This is a genomic window from Fontisphaera persica (genome assembly GCF_024832785.1).
Lineage (GTDB): Bacteria > Verrucomicrobiota > Verrucomicrobiia > Limisphaerales > Fontisphaeraceae > Fontisphaera > Fontisphaera persica.
The window spans coordinates 3,820,381-3,843,092 of the sequence record NZ_CP116615.1 but is presented as its reverse complement, the minus strand read 5'-3'; the positions used below and the strand labels follow the sequence as shown (position 1 = coordinate 3,843,092).

Below are 22,712 nucleotides of genomic sequence, written 5' to 3'. Positions count from 1 at the left end.
CGAGTCCCGCTGGTGGGTGTTTCAAGCCGCCCGCACCGCCGCTACAAAGGCACGCATCTTGGCGGCATCCTTTTTTCCGGGAGCAGACTCCACCCCGCTGGAAACGTCCACCGCATAAGGGCGCACGCGCCGGACGGCCTCGGCCACGTTATCTGGGGTCAGCCCGCCGGCCAGGATGATGACCGGATTGGAGGCCTTGGCCTTCACCGCCAGCTCCCAGTTGAACACGGCCCCCGTGCCCCCGGCCTGACCGGCCACGTAACTATCCAGCAACCAGGGCAGGCCGGTGTACTCCCGGCAGCCCAGCAGGGACAACTCATCTTGCAAACGAAACCCCTTGATTACCGGCACCGCCTGCTGTCGGCACACCTCCGGCGTCTCTTCTCCATGAAACTGCAGCACCTGAATTCCCGCCTGCACCGCCTGCTGCACCAGCTCCGCCGCCGGATTCACCATCACCCCCACCCGCACCACCAGCGGGGGCAGCCCGGCCATGATTTCCCGCGCCTGTGCCGGCGTCACGTAGCGCGGGCTTTTTTCGTAAAACACAAAACCCAGCGCGTCGGCGCCCGCGGCCACGGCCGCCTGGGCATCCGCCGCAGACGTAATCCCGCAAATTTTAATCCGTACCGGCATAAAGCTAAGTTAGCAGGAAAGGGCGGCCAGGCCAAGATGGAAGGCCCTGGGGGCCGCCCGCACCCCCCTTGCCTTTCTGCGGGCATGGATGTAGGGTGAAGCCGGGCAGCGAATAAAGCCGCTCGCCCGCCGTCCAAAGCAATGGGAGGTGGCCGTGCGCATCCACGCGCCACCCCAAGCAGAAGCATGACCTTATGAAAATGAATTTTTGGAAACATTGGCTGTGCCTGGGCGTGTTGGCCGCCGTGGCTGGCGGTTGCACCTCGGCTGGCGTGAAAAATCCCTCGGGCACCGGCGTCACCGTCCTGCGCCCGGATGAAGCCGGGTTTGTGGCCGGCACCGGTATCGAGTCGCAAGACTTGGTGGCGGTAACCGATAAGATTGCCCGCAACATCCTTAATGTGCCGGAAATCAAAAACGCCCAGACCCCGCCCTACATCGTGCTGGACCCGGTCATCAACGAAACCCGGTTCACCATCAACAAAGACATCTTCCTGACCCGCATCCAGACCGAGCTCATCAGCAAGGCCGGCGGCAAGGTCCGCTTCCTCGCCCGCGAGCGGCTGGCGGCGCTGGAGCGCGAGCGCGAGATGAAACGCAGCGGGCAGGTCACCTCCACCTCCGACCCCAACGTGCAGGAATTCAAAGGCGCGGATTACTTCCTCACGGGCAAGCTCCAGAGCCTGACCACCCGCACCTCGCGCGGCACCAGTGATTACATCCTCTACACCTTTGAACTGATTAACGCCCGCACCTCCGAAATTGTGTTCAAAGATTCCATGGAGGTGAAAAAGCAGGGACAGGAAGACGCCGCCTACCGCTAAGCTCCGGCGGCGCCCGCCGCATTTTTTATGAAGGCCTGGCCGGTTTGGTTGTTGTGCGCCCTTCTGGGAATGGCGGGGTGTGTCACCACGCCCCCCGGCCCGCCGTTGCCGGACGCCCAGGCCGACCCCGTGGCGCACGGCCTGGCCATGATTGTGCGCGCCCCCCCGCGCGACCGCGTGCTCTGGCAGTATCGCACCGCCCTGCATGCCCTGCGCCGCGGCCAATATGACACGGCCACCCGCCTGCTCGACGAAGCCCTGGCCCGGGTCAACAACATCTTTGGCCCTGACCGCGATGCCAAAAAAGCCCGCAGCCTCTTCCACGAGGAAGCCAAAAAATCCTTCATCGGCGAGCCGTATGAGCGCTCCATGGCCAACTTCTATCGCGGCCTCCTGTATTGGCGGGCGGGAGAAGTGGACAACGCCCGCGCCTGCTTCCGCAATGCCCAGTTCATGGACAGCGATGCGGAAAACAAAACGTACGCCGGGGATTACATCCTTCTGGACTACCTCGACGGCTACGCCACCGTGAAACTCGGCGGCGACGGCAGCGACGCCTTCAAACGCGCCCAGGCGCGCGCCCCCGCCCCGCTGCCCCCATACAACCCCCGCGCCAACCTGCTGGTCTTTCTCGAGTACGGCCCCGGCCCGCAGAAATACGCCACCGGCGAATACCGCGAGCAGTTGCGCTTCCGCACTTTTGAATCGCCGGTGGTCATGGCCGTCATCAAACAAGGCACCCAGGAGCTGGCCCGGGTGGGGCCGTATGACGACCTCAACTTCCAGGCCACCACCCGCGGTGGGCGCGTCATGGACCACGTGCTCAAAAACAAGGCCGTCTTCAAAAGCACCACCGATACCGCCGGCAATGTGGCCATCATCGGCGGCGCCGTCATGGCCATGCACGATGATACCAGCGAAGCCGGCCTGGCCGTCCTGGGCGCCGGGCTGGTGGCCAAACTCATCGCCGCCGCCGCCAACCCTGCCGCGGACACCCGCTGCTGGGACAACCTCCCCCAGTTTCTCGGCTTTGCCGCCCTGCAAGTGCCCCCGGGCCGGCATGCGCTGACCATCGAGTTTTGGAATCGGGACCACCAGCCCGTAAGCACTTTTACCAAACAATGGAATGTGACCGTGGCGCCCGACCGCGATACGGTCCTATTTGTCAGTGACCAATCGGTGAACCGCATGGACCTATGAATGCTCCTCTTGGCACCCTCCTCTTGTGCACCGCAGCCCTGCTTGTCACCGGCTGCCAGACCAGCAACATTGACACCGGCGCTTATGCCCCCAAAAACACCAACAAGTACGATTTGGAAAACCGCGCCAACTTCGTGCTCCTGGACCGTGCCACCCAGACGAGTGTGACCTGCCACGGCATCCAGGAACGCCGTCTGGACGATGGACGGCTCCAGGTCTCCGCCAATGTCCGCAACCGCCTGCACCGCCGCATTCAGGTGCAAATGAATTGCGTCTTCAAGGACGCCCAGGGCTTTGTGGTGGAAGACACCCCGTGGCGCGACGTCATCCTGGATGAAAATGCCCAGGAAGGCGTGAGCTTTGTCTCCACCCAGCCCACCGCCCAGAAATACACCATCCGTGTGCGGCAGGCCCGGTAATCGGGCCGTGACCCGCAGCGGCCGAGTCCCCCCTCCCACGCGGCGGAATCCCGGCGCCATGCCCCGGCCACGGGCCGGTGGTCCAGCCGGCCATTCTGTTTCCAACCGGCTTTCGCCCGGGGGTGAGAGGCGGATTTCTGATTTCCTGGGCTTCCATGCTTGACAAATGCGCCCAAAACCAAAAACTCCCCTCCCATTATGTCAACGTTTCCGATTCAGTTTGTCGGCGTGACCGCGGTGGCCAAAGCCAACATTTATTTTGATGGCAAAGTGGTCAGCCATACGTTGATTTTTCCGGATGGCACCCGCAAGACGCTGGGCTTGATTTACCCGGGCAAGTACCGGTTTAACACCGACGCGCCGGAGCGCATGGAAATTGTGGCCGGCCAGTGCTCGGTCCAGGTCAATGGCGCTCCCGCCCAGACTTTCACAGGCGGCACCAATTTCCATGTGCCAGCCAAGTCCAGCTTTGACATCGAGGTCAAAGACGGCATCTGCGAGTACGTCTGTACCTTCTTGCAATAAGCTGCGCCCACCAGCAAACTGGCACACCCGGCACGGCGTCAGGACAACCCGGACTACACTGACAGGGAGGGGTTCAAGGCGCGTGGCTCCACAGGGCCAGGCCCCATGCCGTGGCCAGCAGTCCCCCGCAAACATAGGCCAGCCAGGGGTCCCAACGAGCAGGCGCCGCAGGCCGGTGTTGCCGCCATGCCACCAGGGCCATCCCCAGCAGTAGTCCCGCTCCCAAGCCTCCCAAGTGCGCCGCCACGTCACTGGCGGGGTTTAATCCCAGCAACACCGTCAACAAGACCACTCCCCCCAGCCCGCGCGTCAGCCATTGGCGCCGTGGCAGGCTGGCCGCCTCCGCCAGCGATTGCGCCGCCAGCAACCCCAAGGCCCCCATCACCACCCCGGAGGCCCCGAGGCTCAAGTGCGCCTGCCCATGCACCAACAAGGTGACCCCATTGCCCGCCACCCCGGCCAACATACTGGCCAGCAAAGCCGCGCCCGCCCCAAAGGCCCCCATCGCCAGTCCGAGAAACAGCACGCCCGAGGCCAGATTCATCAATAGATGCCCCTCATCCCCATGCAACGTGGTGGCGGTGAACAACCGCCAAATCTCCCCTTGCGCCACGGCCGCGCCATCCACCCGCCCAGTTACTGACAAATCCACCGGCAACACCCGCTCCAGCCAGAACATGACCGCCATCAACAAGGCCCAAAACCATGCCCGCCAATCGTACACCTCCCCCGCCCACTCCACCGGGCTTTGCCAGCGCCGGTTCCGATTCTCCACCAAATACAGCCGAAGCGACTGGCAGGCATGGGAAAAATGCTCCGGCGCCATCTCCAGGAACCACTCGCCCGTTTCCGCGTCCCGCGCCAGCACCGTTTCAATGCCCTGACTAATCAGGACCAGGCTCCATTCACGGGCTTGCTCCTCGGAACGCACGGGCAACCGGGCAGGTGATGACATGCCCCTTATCCTACCATCCTCAGACGTGCCCAGCAATGCCCGCAAGCCCTGAGGCTTGTCCGCCCCCCATTGTGTTTTTGCGGCGGATGCGTCATCCTAGCCCCATGAAATCCTTGTGTGCCGGGTTATTGCTGGCGGCGGCTTTGCTGGGGCGCGCGGCCGACCCCCTAGCCCAATACGATGTGGTTTGGGACTCGCCCAGCACCAACCACCACGGCTCCATGCCCTTGGGCAACGGCGAAGTGGCGGTCAACGCCTGGGTCACGGCGGCCGGCGATTTGCACCTCTACCTGGCACGCACTGATGCCTGGGACGATTACGGCCGGCTGGTCAAAGTGGGCAAGGTGCGGCTGCAGATTTCCCCCAATCCCTTCACCCCCGGCGCACCGTTTCGGCAGACGCTCAGTCTGCGCGACGCCACCCTGCGCGTCGAGGCCGGCGAAGGCGCAGCGCGCACCCGCCTGCAAGTATGGGTGGACGCGCACCATCCCGTGGTGCACGTGACACTGGACAGCGCCGCGCCCCGGGAAATTACCGCCTTCCTTGAGTTGTGGCGCACCCAGCAAATGGCCGTGGCCACCACGGAAGTCAGCGATGTGCTCATGCACCGCAAAGACCCCAGCGGCAGGCAGGAAAGCATGCTCATCGAGCCAGACACAGTACTGGAAAATTATCCCGACGGTGTGGGGTGGTATCATCACAATCGCAAATCCATCGGGCCGGCTTTGATGGCCCAAATCCAGGGACTCACAGGATTCCCCCAGCCGGACCCCTTGATGCATCGAACCTTTGGCGCCTTGGTAACTGCCCCCGGCGCTCAGCGCGTGAACGACCGCACCCTCCGCGCGCCCCCGGCCACCGCGCAACGCTTCAGCATTTATGTCACCGCCCGGCATCCCGCCACACCAGCGGAATGGCTGGCCGATGCCGATGCCGTCCGCCGCCGTTTTGAGTCCACGTCGTTTGCCCTGCACCGCGCCGCGCACGAAGCCTGGTGGCGGGAATTTTGGGAGCGAAGCTGGATTCGCGCCACGCTCAATACCCATCACGCCGCAGCCCAGGCCGAGCCACTCGCGCCTGCCAATCGCCATCCCCTGCGCGTTGGTTTCGATTCCGGCGGCGGCAACCGCTATCGCGGCGAACTGGGGCGGGTCAGTGTGCTGGGCCAGGCCCTGACTGACGCGGAAATTGCGGCCCTGGCCGCCACGGGCCCGCAACAACCGCTGCCCGCTGGCGCCCGCGTGCTTTTCACCGCCACCAATGCCGTCCCCCACGCCGTCCCCGGCAGCACCAACTGGGGGTGGCCGCCCAGTTTCACCGCCGAAGCCTGGGTGCGCCCGGAAAAACTGCCCGGCGGCGGCGCCCGCGTGCTGGACAAACTCACCGCCGGCCAGCGCGACGGCTTTCTGCTGGACACCTACCCGGGCAACAGCCTGCGGTGGATTGTGGGGCAGCATGAATTGACCCTCGCCAACGCCGTGCCAGCAGGACAGTGGACGCACATCGCCGCGGTGGCCGACGCGGCGGCGGGCGGATGCCGGCTGTATGTGAATGGCCGTCTGGCCGCCAGCGACGTGGGCGCCGCGGTCAAGGATGAAGCCGCCTACATCAGCCAGATGTATCATTTACAGCGCTTCATTACCGCCTGCGCCGGGCGGGGCAATTATCCCATAAAATTCAACGGCTCCCTCTTCACCGTGCCGCCCGGCCCCACGGAAAAAGACCCGGATTACCGCCGGTGGGGCCCCGGGTATTGGTGGCAAAACACCCGGCTGCCGTACCTCTCCCTTTGCACCTCGGGCGACTTCGATTTGCAGCAGCCGCTGTTTCGCATGTATGCCCGGGATTTGCTGCCCTTGTGCCGGTACCGCACGCAGCTTTACTGCGGCCATGCCGGCGCGTTTTATCCTGAATGCATCATGTTTTGGGGCGCCATTTTCAGCGAGACCTACGGCTGGACACCCTTCGAGCAGCGCCAGGATAAATTACAGGAAAGCGGCTGGCACAAATATGAATGGCTCTGCGGCCTCGAATTGGGCTGGATGATGATGGATTATTACGAGCACACCCTGGACCGCGAATTCCTGCAACAGTCCGTGCTGCCGCTGGTGCGCGAGGTCCTCACCTTTTTTGACCGGCACTATCCCACCAACGCCAGCGGCCAGTTGGTGATGTATCCCTCCCAGGCGGCGGAAACCTGGTGGCGCTGCACCAACGCCGTCACCGAGCTGTCCGGCTGCATCGCTCTCACCGAGCGCCTGCTGGCGCTGCCCGCCACGCTGGCGCCCGCCGCTGACCGCCGTTTCTGGCAGCAATTCCGCGCCAAGCTGCCGCCCATTCCCCTGCGCGAAATCCGCGGCCGCAAGGCCCTGGCGCCCGCCGCCTTTTTTGCCGACAAACGCAACGTCGAAAACCCGGAGCTGTACCCCGTCTTCCCCTTCCGCTTGTTCGCGTTCAACCGGCCCAACGTGGACTGGGCGCTGGCCGCCCTGGAGCATCGCGAAGACAAAGGCCACTTTGGCTGGCGGCAGGATGACATTTTCATGGCCTACCTGGGGCTGGCCGAGGAGGCCCGCAAGGGTTTGGCCTGGCGCGCCCGGCACTGGGACCGCAACGAGCGTTTCCCGGCCTTCTGGGGGCCCAACTATGACTGGACGCCCGACCAGGACCACGGCGGCGTGCTCATGAAAACCTTCCAGGCCATGCTCCTGCAAACCGATGGGCCGCGTATTTTCCTGTTCCCTGCCTGGCCCAAGGCCTGGGATGTGGATTTCAAATTGCATGCCCCGCAACGTACCGTCATCGAAGGCGCCTACCGCAATGGCCGGCTGGTCTCCTGGCAAATCACCCCCGCCCAACGCAAAGCGGATGTCGTCATCGTAGCCCCATGATTCAGCCAGGCGGGACCGCCCGGACAGCGCCGCAGGATTCCCGCAGGCCGCCAACGCCCCTGGTCCCTCGAATGGGGGGTCTGGCGCCGGCGTTTTGCGCCGTTTCTTTATGCGTGATTCCACGAGCTTTCCTTGCCTATCATGAAGGCATGAGAAGTCTGTGCACATGGATGACGCTGTGGCTGTGCGGGCTGCTGGCCGCCACGGCGCTGGCAAGTCCCGAGGAGCAATACGTGCGGGTGTACGATTTGATTCAGCAGGCCGACCAGCTCATGGAAACCGGCCGGGGCGCCGATGCGCTGCCCAAATACCGCGCCGCCCTGCAGGAGTTGCAACGGCTGCAAGCCAGCTTCCCGGGCTGGAATGAAAAGGTGGTGACCTACCGCCTGAACTATTTGAACGGCAAAATCAAGGCGCTGGCCGACCTGGCCCCCGCCCCCGCGCCCGCGGCGCCTGCCGCTCCGCCCTCCACGCCCACCCCACCCGCCACCCCGGCGCCCGCCGCTCCGGTTTCTCCGGCGCTCAACGAGGAGTTGGAAGCCCTGCGGGCGCAGGTCAAGCAATTGCAAAGCGACAGGCTGCTGCTGGAGGCCAAATTGCGCGAGGCGCTCTCCGCCCAGCCTGCCGGCGCGGACCCCCGCGAGCTGGCCCGGGCTGAAGAGCGCATCCGCAACCTGGAAAAAGAACGCGATTTATTGCAGGTCACCCTGGAACAGGAGAAGGAAAAATCCGCCCGGGCGGTTTCCCCGGACAAGCTCAACGAGCTGCAGCGCGCCGTCAAAGAGGCGCAACAACGCCTGGAACGCCAGCAGGAGCAGGCCGCCGCCCTCCAAAAAGAGCGGGACCAGTTGCGCCAGCAGTTGCAGGAGCAGCAAACCCGCGGCAAGGGCCAGGCCGAATCCTCCCGCGCCGCGCTGGCTGACGCCGAGCAGAAGCTGGCGCGCGCCCAGGAGGCCATGGAGAATCTGCGCAAGGAAAAAACCGCCGTGGAACAGCAGCTCGTCGAGACCCGCGCCCAATTGGCCGCCGCCCCCACCGCCGAGGAATTGCGCAAAACCCAGGAGGCGCTGGCGGAAGTCCGCCGCCTGCTGCAAACCACGGAAGCCGAAGCCGCCGCCGCGCGCGCGGAACAAAAAGCCGCAGCGGAACAAAAAGCGCAACTGGCGCAGCAATTGGAAGCCCTGAAGGAACAGCTTTCCCGCCAGAGCACGGCGGCGGAACAACTGGCCAGAGAAAAGGAGGCCCTGCAAAAACAGGTGGCCGAAGAACAGGCCAGGGCCAGCGCCAAGGTGGACCCCGCCGAATTGAAGAAAGCTCAGGACGCCCTGGCCGCCACCCAGAAAAAACTGGAGGAGACCGCCAGCCAGATGGCCGCGCTGCAGAAGGAAAAGGAAGCCCTGCAGGCCAGCCTGAAAAATCAGACCCCCGAAAACGCCCTGGCCCGCTCCTACGAGGCGGAGAACCTCAGTTTGAAAAAGCAGTTGTTTGAATTGCAGCAACGCCTGCAGGCCCTTCAACCGCAGGTGGAGCAGGGCAGCGCTGAATTGGAACGGGCGCGCCAGCAGCAGGCCGCCCTGCAATCCGCCCTCGAAGCCTTGAAATTGGAAAAGGAATTGCTGGCCCGCCAGCTCCACCAAACCACCAATGCGCCCCCGCCCCAGGACCCGCGTCTGGCGGAGGCCGAAAAGAAACTGGCCGCCTTGCAGCAAAAGGCCGCCGCCATGGAAGAGCAGACCGCCGCGCTGCAGCGCGAGCGCGAAGTGCTCCAGGCCGCCCGGCAGGATTTGGAAAAACGGCTGAAGACCACCCAAACCGAGTACGAACGGCTGCGCGCCCAGGATTTGGACCGCCTCCGCCGGCTCGAAAACGAATTGCTGGCCGCCCAGGCCGCCCAGCAGGAGCGGGAGGAGCAAATGGCCGCCCTGCGCAAAGAGCAGCAAATCATCGAAACCCGGCTGGCCGCCCTCCTTTCCGAAAAAGAACGGGAATCCTCCGCCAAAAGCCGCGATACCCGCCGGGTGAAGGAACTGGAAAAAGAACGGGACCAGTTGCAAAAGAAACTCAATGAAACCAGCCGGGATTTGTACGCCCTGCGCCAGCGCGCCGCCACCGCGGACGACTTGACCCGCCAGATGGCCGCCTTGCGCGCGCGGCTGGAGGCTTACGAAATCAAGCGCGTGCCGCTCACGCCCGAGGAGCTGGCCTTGCTGAAAGCGCCGCCCATCCGCCCCCAACCGCCCGCCAAACCCACCAAAACCGATGCCGCCATGACCCAGGTCTTCCTCGAGGCCCGCAAGGATGCCGAAGCGGGACGCCTCCCCGCCGCGGAGCAAAAACTCGCCGCGGTGACCCGCCAGCCCAATCCCAACGCCCAGGCCCTCCACCAACTGGCCGCCGTTCAGCTCGAACAAAACAAGCTGGCCGAGGCCGAGCAAACCATTCAGCAAGGGCTGGCGGCTGACGCCCAACACGCCGGCCTGCTGTATCAGTTGGGCATCCTCCGCTTTGAGCAGGGGCGGCTGGACGATGCCATTGCGGCGCTCAGCCAGTCCCTCAAGCAGGACAACCAGCGCGCCGATGTGTACAACTACCTCGGCTTTGTGCTGGGCAAGAAGGGCCTGGTGCGCGAATCCGAAAGCGCTTTTCGCAAAGCATTGCAGCTCGATGCCGCGCTGGCCTCCGCCCACCTGAATCTGGCGTGGGTGTACCTGCACCAGCAGCCGCCCTCGCCCGCCCTGGCGCAATGGCACTACCAAAAAGCCATGGCCGGCGGCGCCGCCCCCAACCCCGAACTGGAAGCCAAGCTCAAGGCCGCCGTCGGCGGCCAGCCTTGAGCGCCACGCCTCCCCCGCATGTTACGCCAGGTCCAGCATGAATTGACCATTGCCACCCGCGGACGCGGCTTTTACGAAATCACCGCGGAGGTGGCCGAGCTGGTGCGGTGCAGCGGCCTGGCCACCGGCCTGGCCACGTTGCACCTGCAACACACCTCCGCCTCACTGCTCATTCAGGAAAACGCCGACCCCGAAGTGCGCCGGGATTTGGAGCGGTTCATGGCCCGGCTCGCGCCCGATGGGGACCCCTTGTTTCGCCATACCTGCGAGGGCGACGATGACATGCCGGCTCATATCCGCACCGCGCTGACCGCCGTGAACTTGAGCATCCCCATCACCGCCGGGCGCCTGGCGCTCGGCACCTGGCAGGGGATTTATCTCTGGGAACACCGCTATGCCTCGCACCGGCGGCGGGTGACCGTGCACCTGCTCGGCGAATAACCCTGGCCGGACACCCGGCGGTTAAGCAACCGCCTTACCGCACCACCTCGGTCCCCACGCCTTCATCGGTGAATATCTCCAACAGCACCGCATGGGGCACGCGGCCGTCCACAAAGGAAACCTTTTCCACCCCCGCCCGGATGGCCGCCACGGCGCTGTCCACCTTGGGAATCATGCCCTGGTCCACGATGCCCGCCTGTTTGAGCGCCGGCACCTCATTGATGCGCAGATGCGGGATGACCGTGGTGGGGTCCTTCGGATTGCGCATCAGTCCCGGCACATCGCTCATGAACACCAGCCGCCGCGCCTTGAGGGCAATGGCCGCCATGGCCGCCGCCACATCGGCGTTGCAGTTGTACACGTGGCCGTCCTCACCGCGCGCCGTCGGGCTGATGACCGGCGTAATGCCCCTGGCAATGCAGTCCAGCAGCGGCTCGGTGTTCACCGCCACCACTTCGCCCACGTAGCCCAGGTCCACCGGCTGGCCGTCCGGCCCGTGCATCGCCAGTTTGCGGCAGGTGAAAATGTCCGTCCCCGCAAAACCGCGCGCCAGCCCGCCCAGGGTCTGAATGGTGCGCACGATTTCCGGATTGATTTCGCGCGACAGCACCCGGTCCACCACCTCCACCGTCGCGGCGTCGGTGACCCGCATGCCCTGCACAAATTGCGCCTTCAACCCGGCCGCATCCATCGCGCGGGTGATGGCCTTGCCCCCGCCATGCACCACCACGGGGTTGATTTCCACCGCCTCCAGAAACACGATGTCCCGCGCCACGCTCTGGCGCACTTCCGGGTCGGGTGAATCCATGAAGCTGCCGCCGTATTTGATGACAAAGGTGGCGCCGCTGTACCGCTGGATGTACGGCAGCGCCTCCAGCAGCGTGTGCGCCTTGGCAATCAGGGTTTCCATAATAAAGTCTTCGCGGTCCTCAGCCGCCCAGGGCGGCGGGATTTGACACATCGCCCTTGTTGAAATCCACGTACGCCTCGGTCAAATCGCAGGTGTACATCACCGCTTCGGCGCGGCCCAGATTGAGGAAGATGTGCAGGTCAAATTCCTTCTCGGCCACCGCCTGACAGAGCGTGGCAAAACTGACCTTGGTGGGCTGCCCCCGTTTCACCGAGTATAACAATTTCCGCCCCCCCGGCCGGGCATAGGCAATGTCCACCTTCTCCTCCACCACCCGGGCGGCGGAATAGCCCAAGGCATCCATGATGCGCCCCCAGTTGGGGTCGCCCCCGCACCAACTGGTCTTCACCAACGCGCTGTTGGCCACCGCCCGCGCCGCGGCGTCGGCATCCGCCGCATGGCGCGCACCGTGGACATGGACGGTGACAAAGCGTGTCACCCCTTCACCATCCCGCACAATCATTTTGGCCAGCTCCAGGCACACATGGCTCAACGCCGCCTGAAACATGGCCAGGTCCCCGCCCCCTCGGATTTCCCGGTTGCCCGCCAGCCCATTGGCCAGCACCAGCACGGTATCGTTGGTGCTCATGTCGCCGTCCACCGTGATGCGGTTGAAGCTGGCCGCCACCGCTTCGCGCAGGGCCGTTTGCAGGGCCGGACGCGCAATGGCGGCGTCGGTGGTCAAAAAGCACAACATCGTGGCATGCAGCGGGCGCGAGGCCGGCCGCGCGCCGGTGGGACTCATGCCCGGTTGAATCATGCCCGCCCCCTTGCAAATACCCCCCAGCCGCACCGGCACGCCCCCCACCTTGAACTCGATGGCGATTTGCTTGGGCCGGGTGTCGCTGGTCATGATGGCCTCGGCCGCCTCGGCGGCGTGCTCGGGGGCGTCGCCCAGAAGCTGGGCGGCGGCCTCAATGCCGGCCTGCACGCGGTCCATGGGCATGAGCACCCCAATGCGGCCGGTGGACGCCACCAGCACCTGCCGCGGCTCCACGTGCAGCCGCTCTGCGGCCAGGACCGCCATCTGGCGGGCGTCGCGCATCCCCTGCGCGCCCGTGCAGGCATTGGCGTTGCCGCTGTTGGCCACAATCACCTGCGCCGTGCCGCGCCGCAAATGCTCGCGGCAAACCTTCACCGGCGCGGCGCATACCTGGTTGGTGGTGAACATGCCCGCCGCCCGCGCGGGGACGGTGGAAACAATCAGCGCCAAATCGCGCTTTTGGCCCTTGTCCGAGCCTTTGCCGGTGCCCAGGCGCTTGATGTCGCAAAACACGCCTGACGCCAGAAAGCCCTGGGGGGCCACCACTGAACCGGGAATCGAGGTCCACTGTTTCTTCATAAACCGGCCTTCTTTTACGCCCTGCCCGCCGCGCACGCAACGGCAATCCCAAAGGGCAGGTTGGCCCTCATGAATTTTGCCCAGCTCGGTTTTGGCGGAAAGCAGCGGCCGGCAACCGGCGGGAGCCAGCGTCTGTCTGCGGCTTTCCGTCCCTCGCCGCTCCAACCGGACCGGAGCCTTTACTTGGATTTGCCGGCAGGCGGCGGGGCATTGGTGCGGGGGCGGTCGTCCAGCGCTCCGGGCGGCGCCTTGGCGTTCAACTCCGCGGTGAGGGTGTCGGTGATGTCTTCAATCGCCGCATACAAAAACACCTGCGTGCCCACCGGCGTGTCGGCGGAAAGGTCAATCACCAGCGTGTACCCCGCGACCTTGGCCTTGGCGGCAATGGCCTCCCGCAATTCTTTGACGATGTTGTTGCGCATCCGGGCCTCGGTTTCCTGAAGTGTGCTGGCTGCGTTGCGCAAGAACGTTTCGGTGGCCCCCTCAATTTGTTTCAACTCGACGAGCTTTTCCTCCGCCGCCTTTTTGCGTTTGTTGCGCTCCTCGGCGGAAATCACCTGGTCATTGGCCGCCTCGAGCAGTTTCCGGTATTCTTCGTCGGCTTTTTTGAGGCGGTCCGTGTAGGCGTTGCGCTCTTTGAGCATTTCCTCGCGCTGATTCTGGAGATTGTTATTGGCCTGCTTGGTGCGCCAATAGTTCTCAAAGAGCTTCTTCAAATCCACCCCGGCCACGCGGAGCGTGCCGGCGGGCGCGGGAGCCGCGGTGAGGGACACGGTGCCGGCCACGAGGGCCGCCATCAAAAGCATGCGCACATTCATGAGGGATTAGACGAGTTCAGGCTGCCAAAGTTCAAAATTCGCGGGTGTACCCCACGCCAAATTGGAATTTGCCGCTGCTGTCATTGCGGCTGTCGGTGGTGATGGGCACGCCAAAATCAAACCGCATCGGGCCGATGGGCAGGTTCAGGCGAATGCCCACGCCCCAGTTGTCATTGTAAAACTTTTCCCCCAAGGAGCTGTTATGATTGAAGCTCCAGGACTGGGCATACACATTGCCGATGTCGTAAAACACCGCAAAGCGCACCTGTTGAATGATGGGGATGGAATACTCCACCGAGCCAAACCAGTAGGTGTTGCCGCCAATCGGCTCGCCATTCACATCCTTCGGGCCGACATCCCGGTAGTCAAAACCGCGCAGCGAGTACAGGCCGCCCAGGAAAAACCGGTCAAACAACGGCACACGCTTCGAGTCGCCAAAGGGCGCCATGGAACCGGCCCGCGCCGCCACCTCCACAATGTGGCTGGGGTGGAAGCCGCGGAAGTATTTCACCCCGCGCAACTCCACTTTGTAATAGTCGGTGTCACCCATGAACGGCCCGCCGGCCACTTCGGAGAACAGCTCCACGCGATGACCGCGGGTGGGCATGAGGGAGTGGTCGCGCGTGTCGTACGTCACGCTGGCGCCCACCTTGGAAACGAGCCGGTAACCCGCTTCATCCTGAATCACCTGCGAGGCGTTGGGATTCACATTCACCACCCCCACGCGCTCGATGGTGTAGGCCACCGAGCCAATCAACAAATCCGTGCCCAAGGCCCGGCTCAGGCTCAGGCGCGCGCCGGTGCGGCGCTCGTCATAGAGATCATTCAAGCTCACGTAATTGAGCACCCGGTGGTACAAGTCCACCCCCAACGCCAGCTTGCGCTCCAGGAACCACGGCTCGACAAACGATATCAAGTAATCCTGCCGCACCGTCCCCAGCGTGGCCCGCAGCCGCATCTTCTGGCCGCCGCCCTCAAACCGCGGCGGCTTGAACAAATCGAAGTTGCCCTGCCGCACTTCCACGTACCCGATGAGGCTGTCAATCGAGCTGAACCCCGCCCCAATCGTGAAATGTCCGGTGTTCTTCTCGTCCACAGACACCACCAGGTTGCGCCGGTTGGGCGGGTCGGTGGGGCCGGGCTGCTCGGCGCGAGCGTCCACCTTTTCAAAGTATTGCAGGTTCTCCAGGCGCCTCTGGCTCAGCTTCACCCGCGTCATGTCAAACACCTCGCCCGGCGCCACTGCCAGCTCGCGGCGGATGACCTTGTCCTTGGTCTTGGTGTTGCCCTTGATTTCAATTTTCTCGATGAACACTTGCTGGCCTTCCTCAATCTGGTAGCTCAAATCCATCGTGCCGCGCTCCACGTTGGGATTCTTGAGCGGCACCACCGTGGCATCAATGTATCCCTTGGCCCCGTAGCGGTCCCGCAGCGCCTCCAAATCCCGTTCCAACCCCTTCGGGGTGAAGATTTCTCCCACCCCCATCTTCAACGTGCGCGCCAGCTCGTCATTGCTGAACAAGGTGTTGCCCTTGAACGCCACGTCGCCCACCTTGTACTGGCGGCCCTCGGTGAACACAAAGCGCACCACCACGCTCTTGGGGCCGGTGGAGTCCACCTTCACATCCTGCAAATCAAAGTCAATGTAACCGGCATTCCGGTAATGGTCCGCCAGCCGCTCCCGGTCATCCTCCAGCACATCATCCTTGAGCCGTCCGCTGCCGGTCAGCCACGAGAAAAACCACCGCTTGCGCGTCTTGACCACCCGGCGCAACTTGGATTCCTTCAGGTTTTGCGCGCCCACAAATTCCACCCGCTCAATTTTGATTTTGGGGCTTTCATTAATCTGGAAGGTCACCGTCCCGCGCCCGGCGCGCTCGTCAATCGAAACCAGGTTGGTCACCGTGGTCTGGTGGTAGCCGCTTTTCTGGTAAAACTTTTGCAGCTCCAGGGTGTCATTGAAGATTTTGGCCTCGTCCAGCGGCTCGCCCACCTTGGAGGTGACCTTCTTGCTCAGCTTGCTCTCCGAGTATTTCTTGTTGCCCTCAAACTTGATGGAGGTCAGCCGCGGTTTGCCGATGAGGTGGTACACCAGCTCGATGCCGTCGGGCAGGGGAATCGGCTCCACCACCACCTGCCGGAACTGACCGGTGCCGTAGAGCGAGCGGATGTCTTCGCTGGTGTTGGCCTGGAGGTAGCTGTCGCCGGGCTTGACGCGGATATGCGAGCGAATCATCGGCTCGCTCACCGTGGCCGGCCCCACGTAATCAATGGTGATTTTGCGCACCACCGGCGCGGTTTGCGCCAGCAGCGCCCCCGTCCAGAGCCAGCCGCTGCTCATCACCGCCAGGAGCCAGGCCATTGCGCGGCCGGGCCGTTGTTGCCTGAGCCATGTCATCATAGAAGGATCTCTGCCATCTTCCCTGCCCATCTTGCTAGCCGGTCACGGGCACATCTTCCGGCTCCACTTTGGCCACCGATTCAAAACGCGTATAACCTTTGACAAACATGAGGCGAATATCACCGGTGGGGCCGTTGCGCTGCTTGGCAATCAGCAAGTTCACCGGGATGGCCTCCGCCTGCATCATTTCCCCGCTCTCATCCCCGTCCATCGGGGCCGCCTTGTAAGGGCTTTTCGGGTCGGCCCGGTACAGCAGGCCCACCACGTCAGCATCCTGCTCGATAGACCCCGATTCCCGCAAATCGGACAGGCGCGGTTTGCTTTCGCGTTTTTCCATCTCGCGGTTGAGCTGGCTCAGGACAATAATCGGCACATTCAATTCCTTGGCCAGCGCCTTGATGCCCTTGGAAATGTCGGCAATCTCCTGCTGCCGGTTTTCCAATGCGCGGGAGGAAGTAGAATGGAGGAGTTGCAGGTAGTCAATGACGAAAAGTTGGATGCCATATTGCTGGTGCAGCCGCCGCGCCCGCGCCCGAAGCTGCAGGATGCTCAGGTTGGCCGTGTCATCGATGTACAACGGCGCCTGGCTCAGCTCCGCCGCATGCTGCGTCAACCGCTGGAAATCCTCGTAATTCAAAAAGCCGGAGCGCAGGTTCTGGGCGTTGACCCGCGCCCGGGAGGACATCATGCGCAGCACCAGCGATTCGGCGGTCATTTCCAGGCTGAAGATGCCCACCGGCTGCTTCAGCTCCAGCGCCACATGCTCCGCAATGTTCATCGCCAGCGACGTCTTGCCAATGCTTGGCCGCGCCGCGATGATGAACATTTCCCCCCCGTGCAGTCCCGTGGTCATGTCGTCCAAATCGGGGAAGCCGGTGGACAAACCCGTAATCTGCCCCTTGCGTTGATGCCGCTCCTCAATGATCTGGATGGAACGCATCACCAGATCATGCATCTTCATGGACTTCTCCTCCACCCGCTCCTCGCTCAGCCGCAGGATGTCTGTCTCCACCTGGTCCAGCAGGGCGTCCACATCCCCCTTGTAGTCATAGACATTCTGAATGATGTCCGTGCAGGCATGGAGCAATTTGCGGAGAATGTATTTTCCCCACACAATGTCCATGTAGTAGCTCAGATTGGCCGCCGAATGCTCCGCCTCCAGCAGCGACGCAAGGTAGGCCGCCCCCCCGGCCTTTTCCAAATCACCCCGCGCCTGCAGCCGCTGCAGCAGCGTCACCATGTCAATCGGTTCCCGCCGGTCAAACATCTGCACCAGATGCTCATAAATCACCTGATGCTTCAGGTCGTAAAAAATCTCCTGTTTCTCCTTCAACCGCCGGTCCCTGAACCGCTGCCCGCCCCGTTCCTCGCCCTCGCCCGGGGCTGCCGCCGATTTGGCCTCCTGGTTTTTGCCCACTTTGAAGCGCTGGATGGAAGACCCCAAGCCCTCCTGCGGGTCTAATAAAAGGCAGGCCAGCACCGCCCGCTCCGCTTCCAGCGAATGCGGCGGCAGCCGGTCCAACGGCGTTTGCCGGCCCGCCGTTTGCCGCCCCGCTTCACGGCGGCGCGCGCGCGGTTTCTCTTCGCCGGGCTCGCCGGCGTCCGTCGGTTGTTGCTGTGGCTCGTTGAGCATGTCGGATAGCAAACTCCCTACAACATAAAAGGAAAGCCCCACTTATCCAGATTATTTCCGCGCTATTCACACGTTGTTCACTGTGGCCGGCCAGGCGCGGGTCTTGGCCATTGTTTTTCCCTTGCCCTTCCGCTACATTCCCCCCCGCCATGATACAACGTTACACACGGCCCGCCATGCGGGAAATCTGGACCGAGCAACGCAAGCTGGAAATCTGGCTGCAGGTCGAGCTGCTGGCCCTCGAAGCCCTGGTCAAGGAAGGCATCGTGCCGGAGCAGGATTTCCGCCTCATCCAGGAACGCGCCGGCTTTGACGTGGAACGCTGCAAAGAATTGGAAAAGACCCTCAACCACGATGTCATCGCCTTCACCACCTGCGTGGCCGAGCGCATCAATCATCCCGCCAGCCGCTGGTTTCATTTTGGACTGACTTCCAGCGATATTCTGGACACCGCCTTTGCCGTGCAGATGACGCAGTCGGCCGATTTGCTGCTGGAGGACGTGCGCCAGTTGCGCCAGGTCATTGCCCGGCGGGCCCGCGAGCATCAGTTCACCCCCTGCATTGGCCGCAGTCATGGCATTCATGCCGAACCCATCACCTTCGGCCTGAAAATGGCCCTGATGTATGATGAATTCGGCCGCGCCGAGCAACGGCTGGCCGCCGCCCGCCAAACCGTGGCCGTCGGCAAGCTCAGCGGCGCCGTGGGCACCAGCGCCCACCTGCATCCGCGCGTGGAGGCTTACGTTTGCAAAAAACTGGGGCTGCGCCCCGCCCCGCTGGCCACCCAGGTGGTGCAGCGCGACTTGCATGCCGAATTCCTCATGGCCCTCGCCCTGGTGGGCGCCAGCATCGAGCGCTGGGCCACGGAATTCCGCCATCTCCAGCGCACCGAAGTGCTCGAAGTCGAGGAGTATTTCGCCAAGGGCCAGAAAGGCTCCAGCGCCATGCCCCACAAGCGCAACCCCATCACCGGCGAGCGCCTCACCGGCCTGGCCCGCGTGCTGCGCGCCAACGCCCTGGCCGCCCTGGAAAATGTGGCCCTCTGGCATGAGCGCGACATCAGCCACAGCAGCGTCGAGCGCATCATCTTCCCGGACAGTTGCACGCTCCTGGATTACATGCTCGCCACGCTTACCAAGCTGACGGACGGACTGATTATCTATCCGGAGAACATGAAGCGCAATCTGGGGCTTTCCCTGGGCATGTGGCACTCCCAAACCGTCCTGCTGGCCTTGATTCGCAAGGGCCTCACCCGCGAAGCCGCCTACGAACTGGTGCAACGCAACGCCATGCTCACCTGGCAGGCCAAAAACGCCGGCGATTCCCAGGCCGATTTCCTCAAGCAGCTCCAGGCCGACCCGGAAGTGGCCCGCCACTTCGCCCCGGGCGAACTGGAAAAAATCTGCTCGCTGGATTTCCACTTCCGCCAGGTCAAAGCCCGCTTCAAAAAAGTCGGCCTCTAAGCAGACCCGCAAGGGGAAGAGAATCCGGCGCTGGGCCCGCCCCCTGAATGCCGGCACGAGGTGATGCCCGGCACGATAAGCGCTCCAGGCGGCGGCCTGCCCCCACCACGCCCTGTAACTTGGCGATTTACGCCACCGGCGTTTTCTAATACATTTCCCCGCCGAAGGAATGAACACAGCCCGGCGAAGGATGCCCGCGTGAACGAGCGCATTTTATTGGCAGGCCCCGCCTTTGGCGGAGATTTGACGTGGCCTCATGAGGAAAGCCACCAGGCTGAGTCCTGGCAAGTCCAGTTGGCGGCCACCGGCACGGCTGCCCTGGCCGCGCTGGAGCAATCAGCGTTTGACGCCGTGGTGGTGGACGCTGCCATTAGCGAGGTGGACGCCCGCCGGCTGCTGCTGTTGGCCGCCGAGCGGCATCCGCAAAGCGAAATTTTCCTTTGCGCCGATGTCAGTCCCCATTCCAGCGAAGCGCCGCCCGTGGGTGAGCGCTGGCAACTGCTGGCCAAGCCCATCTCTGGTCCCTTGCTGGCGCGGGCCTTGAAACGCGCCTTTTCCTTTCGCGCCTGGCTCCCCAGCCGCGCCGCGCGGGAACTGCTGCACACCGTCAACATCCTCCCCAGCCCGCCGGCCACCTATCTCAAAGTATTGCGCGCGCTGGAATCGCCGGACAGCTCGCTGGACACCGTGGGCCAAATCATCGGCCAGGACCCCGCCATGACGGCCAAACTCCTGCAACTGGCCAACAGCGCCGCCTTTGGCCTGCAACAACAAGTCGCGGACCCCGCCACCGCCGTCATGTTTCTGGGCATCGAAACCACCAAGGCCCTCATCCTCCTGGCCCACACGTTTTCTTACTTCGAGAAACTCCATCCCGCCGAGTTCTCGCTCGAACTCCTCTGGAATCACAGCCTCCTGACCGCCCATGCCGCCCGCCAACTGGCCCGCGAGGAAAACCTCCGCGGCGAGGCCACCGCCCCCTACTACACCAGCGGCCTGCTGCATGACCTGGGCAAGTTGATTTACGCCGCCAACCTCCCGGTCAAGTTCAGCCTCGCCCTCCGCATGGCCCGCGATTATCAGCAGCCCTTGTGGCAAATTGAAAAAAATCTCCTCGGCGCCTCGCATGCGGAAATCGGCGCCGCCCTGCTTGCCATCTGGGGGCTGCCCACCGACATCGTCGAGAGCGTCGCGTTTCACCATGAACCAGCCCGCAGCGAGAAACCCGGTTTTACCCCCGTGGCGGCCGTGCACGTGGCCAATGCCCTCGTTCACGAAACCAGCGCCGACACCCAGGGGCTGGCCATTTCCTCCCTGGACCTGGAATACCTGAAAGCCCGGGGATGGGAGAATCGCGTGGAAATATGGCGCCGCGTAATCTCCTGAACTCAAGGCGGACTCAGGCAAAGGCATGAAGTGGTCCAGTTTCACCCCCGCCAACCTCCGCGAAAAATCCCGCCAGCTTCACCGCCGCTGGCTGGCCCGGCGGTATGCCCTGCCGGTGGTGGAGCTGGCGGACTTGGCGCCGCCGGACACCGCAATTGCCCCGCCCATCCTGGAACACATTTGCATGCCGCCACATTATTACCGGCATGACCACGACGATTTCACCCCCCTGATGAAACTGGCCCGCGCCCGCCAGCCCAAAGTCATTGTCGAGCTGGGCACCGCGCACGGCAATACCACCGCCAACCTCTGCCGCAACTGCCCCGCCGCACGCATCTACACCGTCAACGCTCCCGTCGAGGAAATGACCGGCGCCATCACCACCTTCGGGCTGAGCCGCGAGGAAATTGGCTGCGTCTATCGCCAGCACGGTTATGCCGCGCAAGTCAACCAGATTTACGCCAACACCCTGCATCTGGACCTCGCGCCCCATCTGGCCGGACAAAAAGTGGATTTGGGCATCGTGGACGCCTGCCACGACACCGACTACGTACTCAACGATTTCCACAAACTGCGCCCCCATCTGGCCGCGCAAGGCCTCATCCTCCTGCACGACACCCACCCCAGCATGGATGACCACCTGCTGGGCAGTTATGTCGCCTGTCTCAAATTGCGCCAGCAAGGCTTCGATGTCCGCTGGCTCCGCCATACCTGGTGGGCCGTCTGGCAACCCCAGTGGCCCGTGCCCGCTGCCCCCGCATGAACGCCGCCGCCGCGCTTCCGCATCTACCCCCTGCTGAAAAATGGGTCGCTGTCACCGCTTATTTCCCGCCCATTGTGGGTGGCTCCTCCACGGTGGCGGCCAATTTAATTTCCACCTTTCGCCCGGAAACCGTGCGCGTCATCAGTGAGCGCCCGGCCACCTTGGGCGGACGTCACAGCGCCGAGCCGCCGCCAGGCGTGGCCGTCACCCGCTTTGGGCTGCCCGCCGCCTTGCATCGCCTCCCCTTCGCCAAATACTGGATTCGCTGGGGCCGCTATGCCCTCGTGCCCGCCGTCCGCAGAGCCGTGCTGGATGCCGTGGAGGCGGGCGCCCAGCGCATCGTGGCCTGGTATCCAAGCTGGCCCTTCTTGCTGGCCGCCGCTCAGGCCGCCCGCCTGGCGCGCCTGCCCTGCTTCACCTATCACATGGACGCCCCGGTCCCGTGGGAGCAGGCCCCCTGGCCCGACCGTTACTTCCTCCGGCGGCGGCAAAGGCCACTCTTACAAGCGGCCGCCGGACGCCTGGTCATTTCCGAGGCTCTGGCCGACGATTTCCAGCAGCGTTTCCAATTATCCTCCACGGTTATCCGTCACGGTCTTGACTTGCGGCTTTATCCCCCAGCCGAGCCGTCACCGGCCGCTGCCAACGGTCCCTTGCGCCTGGTACACACCGGCGTGGTGGAAAATCTCCAATACGAAAGCCTCCGCCGCATCATTGACGCCGTGGCCCAGTGCCCCGAATTGCAGGCGCAGGTCATCTTGAGCACCCCCAACCGCCGCGAAGACCTGGCCGCCTGCGGCCTGGCCCAGCCCCATGTGGAAATCGTGGCCCTGCCCACGCCGGAAGTGCGCGCACTCCAGCGCAGCGCCTCCGTCCTGCTCGCCGTGCTGCCGTTCTTCGGCCAAATCAAGGCTCTGGACTTGACCGCCTTCCCCACCAAACTGGTCGAGTACATGGCCGCCGGCGTCCCCATTCTCGTGCATGCCCCGCCCGAGAGCTTCCTGGCCCGGCATGTGCGGCAGTATCAATATGCCTGGCTGGTGGACCGCCCCGACCCCGCCGTCCTCCTTGCCGCCCTCAAGGCCCTGCGCGCCGACGCCACCCTCCGCCGCCAACTCGCCCAGCGCGCCCGCCAAACCGCCGAGCAGCTTTACGCCCTGCCACGCGTCGCCCAGGCGTTTGCGCGGGCCTGTGCTCTCTCCGAAGCCGCGCTGCAACCCGAATTCCGCGCTTGAGCGGGCGGGCTTCCGGCGGGCATTTCCGCCTTTATG

At 63.8% G+C, this 22,712-nt stretch carries 18 protein-coding genes; 11 read left to right on the top strand and 7 right to left on the bottom strand.

Annotated elements, in window-relative coordinates; translation table 11 throughout:
• Positions 1 to 21 precede the first annotated feature (21 nt).
• A complete protein-coding gene (locus tag NXS98_RS14435; RefSeq protein ID WP_283845729.1) occupies positions 22 to 636 on the bottom strand; it encodes a phosphoribosylanthranilate isomerase in 615 nt (204 codons plus the stop codon).
• Positions 637 to 830: 194 nt separating this feature from the next.
• Here NXS98_RS14435 and NXS98_RS14430 point away from each other — a divergent pair, with 194 nt between their 5' ends.
• The 4 genes from NXS98_RS14430 (at position 831) to ppnP (ending at position 3,604) form a co-directional block, all read left to right on the top strand.
• The gene (locus NXS98_RS14430; RefSeq protein ID WP_283845728.1) at positions 831 to 1,460 is read left to right on the top strand and encodes a penicillin-binding protein activator LpoB; all 630 of its coding nucleotides are present in this window, start codon (positions 831 to 833) and stop codon (positions 1,458 to 1,460) included.
• A 27-nt stretch (positions 1,461 to 1,487) separates the two neighbouring features.
• Entirely contained in the window at positions 1,488 to 2,660 is a 1,173-nt protein-coding gene (locus NXS98_RS14425; protein WP_283845727.1) for a COG3014 family protein, read from the top strand.
• A complete protein-coding gene (locus NXS98_RS14420) occupies positions 2,657 to 3,079 on the top strand; it encodes a DUF1425 domain-containing protein (protein WP_283845726.1) in 423 nt (140 codons plus the stop codon). The genes NXS98_RS14425 and NXS98_RS14420 overlap by 4 nt, the downstream gene beginning before the upstream one ends.
• A 198-nt stretch (positions 3,080 to 3,277) precedes the next feature.
• On the top strand, positions 3,278 to 3,604 hold the full coding sequence (ppnP, locus tag NXS98_RS14415; protein WP_283845725.1) for a pyrimidine/purine nucleoside phosphorylase: 327 nt from the start codon (positions 3,278 to 3,280) through the stop codon (positions 3,602 to 3,604).
• Positions 3,605 to 3,677: 73 nt separating this feature from the next.
• Here ppnP and NXS98_RS14410 read toward each other — a convergent pair whose 3' ends face one another.
• Complete coding sequence (locus tag NXS98_RS14410; RefSeq protein WP_283845723.1) at positions 3,678 to 4,559, bottom strand: rhomboid family intramembrane serine protease; 882 nt, start codon at positions 4,557 to 4,559, stop codon at positions 3,678 to 3,680.
• A 104-nt stretch (positions 4,560 to 4,663) separates the two neighbouring features.
• Here NXS98_RS14410 and NXS98_RS14405 point away from each other — a divergent pair, with 104 nt between their 5' ends.
• The 3 genes from NXS98_RS14405 (at position 4,664) to NXS98_RS14395 (ending at position 10,725) form a co-directional block, all read left to right on the top strand.
• Complete coding sequence (locus NXS98_RS14405) at positions 4,664 to 7,450, top strand: DUF5703 domain-containing protein (protein ID WP_283845722.1); 2,787 nt, start codon at positions 4,664 to 4,666, stop codon at positions 7,448 to 7,450.
• 149 nt (positions 7,451 to 7,599) lie between these two features.
• On the top strand, positions 7,600 to 10,284 hold the full coding sequence (locus NXS98_RS14400; RefSeq protein ID WP_283845721.1) for a tetratricopeptide repeat protein: 2,685 nt from the start codon (positions 7,600 to 7,602) through the stop codon (positions 10,282 to 10,284).
• Positions 10,285 to 10,302: 18 nt separating this feature from the next.
• Positions 10,303 to 10,725, top strand: coding sequence for a secondary thiamine-phosphate synthase enzyme YjbQ (locus tag NXS98_RS14395; protein ID WP_283845720.1), 423 nt, complete (start codon positions 10,303 to 10,305; stop codon positions 10,723 to 10,725).
• A 34-nt stretch (positions 10,726 to 10,759) separates the two neighbouring features.
• On the opposite strand, the gene argB is transcribed toward NXS98_RS14395, so the two are convergent.
• The 5 genes from argB to dnaB form a co-directional block, all read right to left on the bottom strand.
• On the bottom strand, positions 10,760 to 11,635 hold the full coding sequence (gene argB / locus NXS98_RS14390; protein WP_283845719.1) for an acetylglutamate kinase: 876 nt from the start codon (positions 11,633 to 11,635) through the stop codon (positions 10,760 to 10,762).
• A 19-nt stretch (positions 11,636 to 11,654) separates the two neighbouring features.
• Complete coding sequence (gene argJ / locus NXS98_RS14385; RefSeq protein ID WP_283845718.1) at positions 11,655 to 12,977, bottom strand: bifunctional glutamate N-acetyltransferase/amino-acid acetyltransferase ArgJ; 1,323 nt, start codon at positions 12,975 to 12,977, stop codon at positions 11,655 to 11,657.
• A 179-nt stretch (positions 12,978 to 13,156) separates the two neighbouring features.
• Positions 13,157 to 13,783, bottom strand: a complete 627-nt coding sequence (locus NXS98_RS14380) for an OmpH/Skp family outer membrane protein (RefSeq protein WP_283845717.1) — start codon at positions 13,781 to 13,783, stop codon at positions 13,157 to 13,159.
• A gap of 43 nt (positions 13,784 to 13,826) precedes the next feature.
• On the bottom strand, positions 13,827 to 16,196 hold the full coding sequence (bamA, locus tag NXS98_RS14375) for an outer membrane protein assembly factor BamA (RefSeq protein WP_283845716.1): 2,370 nt from the start codon (positions 16,194 to 16,196) through the stop codon (positions 13,827 to 13,829).
• A 34-nt stretch (positions 16,197 to 16,230) separates the two neighbouring features.
• Positions 16,231 to 17,829 (bottom strand): replicative DNA helicase, encoded by a 1,599-nt coding sequence (gene dnaB, locus NXS98_RS14370; RefSeq protein ID WP_283845715.1) that lies wholly within the window; start codon positions 17,827 to 17,829, stop codon positions 16,231 to 16,233.
• 149 nt (positions 17,830 to 17,978) lie between these two features.
• Between dnaB and purB the strand changes: the two genes are divergently transcribed.
• The 4 genes from purB (at position 17,979) to NXS98_RS14350 (ending at position 22,676) form a co-directional block, all read left to right on the top strand.
• On the top strand, positions 17,979 to 19,292 hold the full coding sequence (gene purB / locus NXS98_RS14365; protein WP_283845714.1) for an adenylosuccinate lyase: 1,314 nt from the start codon (positions 17,979 to 17,981) through the stop codon (positions 19,290 to 19,292).
• 198 nt (positions 19,293 to 19,490) lie between these two features.
• Positions 19,491 to 20,678: an HDOD domain-containing protein gene (locus tag NXS98_RS14360; protein ID WP_283845712.1), complete on the top strand. Its 1,188-nt coding sequence runs from the start codon at positions 19,491 to 19,493 to the stop codon at positions 20,676 to 20,678.
• A 25-nt stretch (positions 20,679 to 20,703) separates the two neighbouring features.
• On the top strand, positions 20,704 to 21,441 hold the full coding sequence (locus tag NXS98_RS14355; RefSeq protein ID WP_283845711.1) for a class I SAM-dependent methyltransferase: 738 nt from the start codon (positions 20,704 to 20,706) through the stop codon (positions 21,439 to 21,441).
• Entirely contained in the window at positions 21,438 to 22,676 is a 1,239-nt protein-coding gene (locus tag NXS98_RS14350) for a glycosyltransferase (RefSeq protein ID WP_283845710.1), read from the top strand. Before NXS98_RS14355 ends, NXS98_RS14350 begins: the two co-directional genes overlap by 4 nt.
• The last annotated feature ends 36 nt before the right edge of the window (positions 22,677 to 22,712 follow it).

What these genes read in the sequence shown, in the direction of transcription:
- NXS98_RS14430 (WP_283845728.1), top strand. Translation starts at nt 831, where the DNA reads ATGAAAATGAATTTTTGGAAACATTGGCTGTGCCTGGGCGTGTTGGCC.
- NXS98_RS14380 (WP_283845717.1), bottom strand. Translation starts at nt 13,783, where the DNA reads ATGCTTTTGATGGCGGCCCTCGTGGCCGGCACCGTGTCCCTCACCGCG.
- NXS98_RS14405 (WP_283845722.1), top strand. Translation starts at nt 4,664, where the DNA reads ATGAAATCCTTGTGTGCCGGGTTATTGCTGGCGGCGGCTTTGCTGGGG.
- NXS98_RS14400 (WP_283845721.1), top strand. Translation starts at nt 7,600, where the DNA reads ATGAGAAGTCTGTGCACATGGATGACGCTGTGGCTGTGCGGGCTGCTG.
- purB (WP_283845714.1), top strand. Translation starts at nt 17,979, where the DNA reads ATGATACAACGTTACACACGGCCCGCCATGCGGGAAATCTGGACCGAG.
- NXS98_RS14355 (WP_283845711.1), top strand. Translation starts at nt 20,704, where the DNA reads ATGAAGTGGTCCAGTTTCACCCCCGCCAACCTCCGCGAAAAATCCCGC.
- NXS98_RS14425 (WP_283845727.1), top strand. Translation starts at nt 1,488, where the DNA reads ATGAAGGCCTGGCCGGTTTGGTTGTTGTGCGCCCTTCTGGGAATGGCG.
- dnaB (WP_283845715.1), bottom strand. Translation starts at nt 17,829, where the DNA reads ATGCTCAACGAGCCACAGCAACAACCGACGGACGCCGGCGAGCCCGGC.
- NXS98_RS14395 (WP_283845720.1), top strand. Translation starts at nt 10,303, where the DNA reads ATGTTACGCCAGGTCCAGCATGAATTGACCATTGCCACCCGCGGACGC.
- argJ (WP_283845718.1), bottom strand. Translation starts at nt 12,977, where the DNA reads ATGAAGAAACAGTGGACCTCGATTCCCGGTTCAGTGGTGGCCCCCCAG.
- bamA (WP_283845716.1), bottom strand. Translation starts at nt 16,196, where the DNA reads ATGATGACATGGCTCAGGCAACAACGGCCCGGCCGCGCAATGGCCTGG.
- NXS98_RS14350 (WP_283845710.1), top strand. Translation starts at nt 21,438, where the DNA reads ATGAACGCCGCCGCCGCGCTTCCGCATCTACCCCCTGCTGAAAAATGG.
- NXS98_RS14435 (WP_283845729.1), bottom strand. Translation starts at nt 636, where the DNA reads ATGCCGGTACGGATTAAAATTTGCGGGATTACGTCTGCGGCGGATGCC.
- ppnP (WP_283845725.1), top strand. Translation starts at nt 3,278, where the DNA reads ATGTCAACGTTTCCGATTCAGTTTGTCGGCGTGACCGCGGTGGCCAAA.
- NXS98_RS14420 (WP_283845726.1), top strand. Translation starts at nt 2,657, where the DNA reads ATGAATGCTCCTCTTGGCACCCTCCTCTTGTGCACCGCAGCCCTGCTT.
- argB (WP_283845719.1), bottom strand. Translation starts at nt 11,635, where the DNA reads ATGGAAACCCTGATTGCCAAGGCGCACACGCTGCTGGAGGCGCTGCCG.
- NXS98_RS14410 (WP_283845723.1), bottom strand. Translation starts at nt 4,559, where the DNA reads ATGTCATCACCTGCCCGGTTGCCCGTGCGTTCCGAGGAGCAAGCCCGT.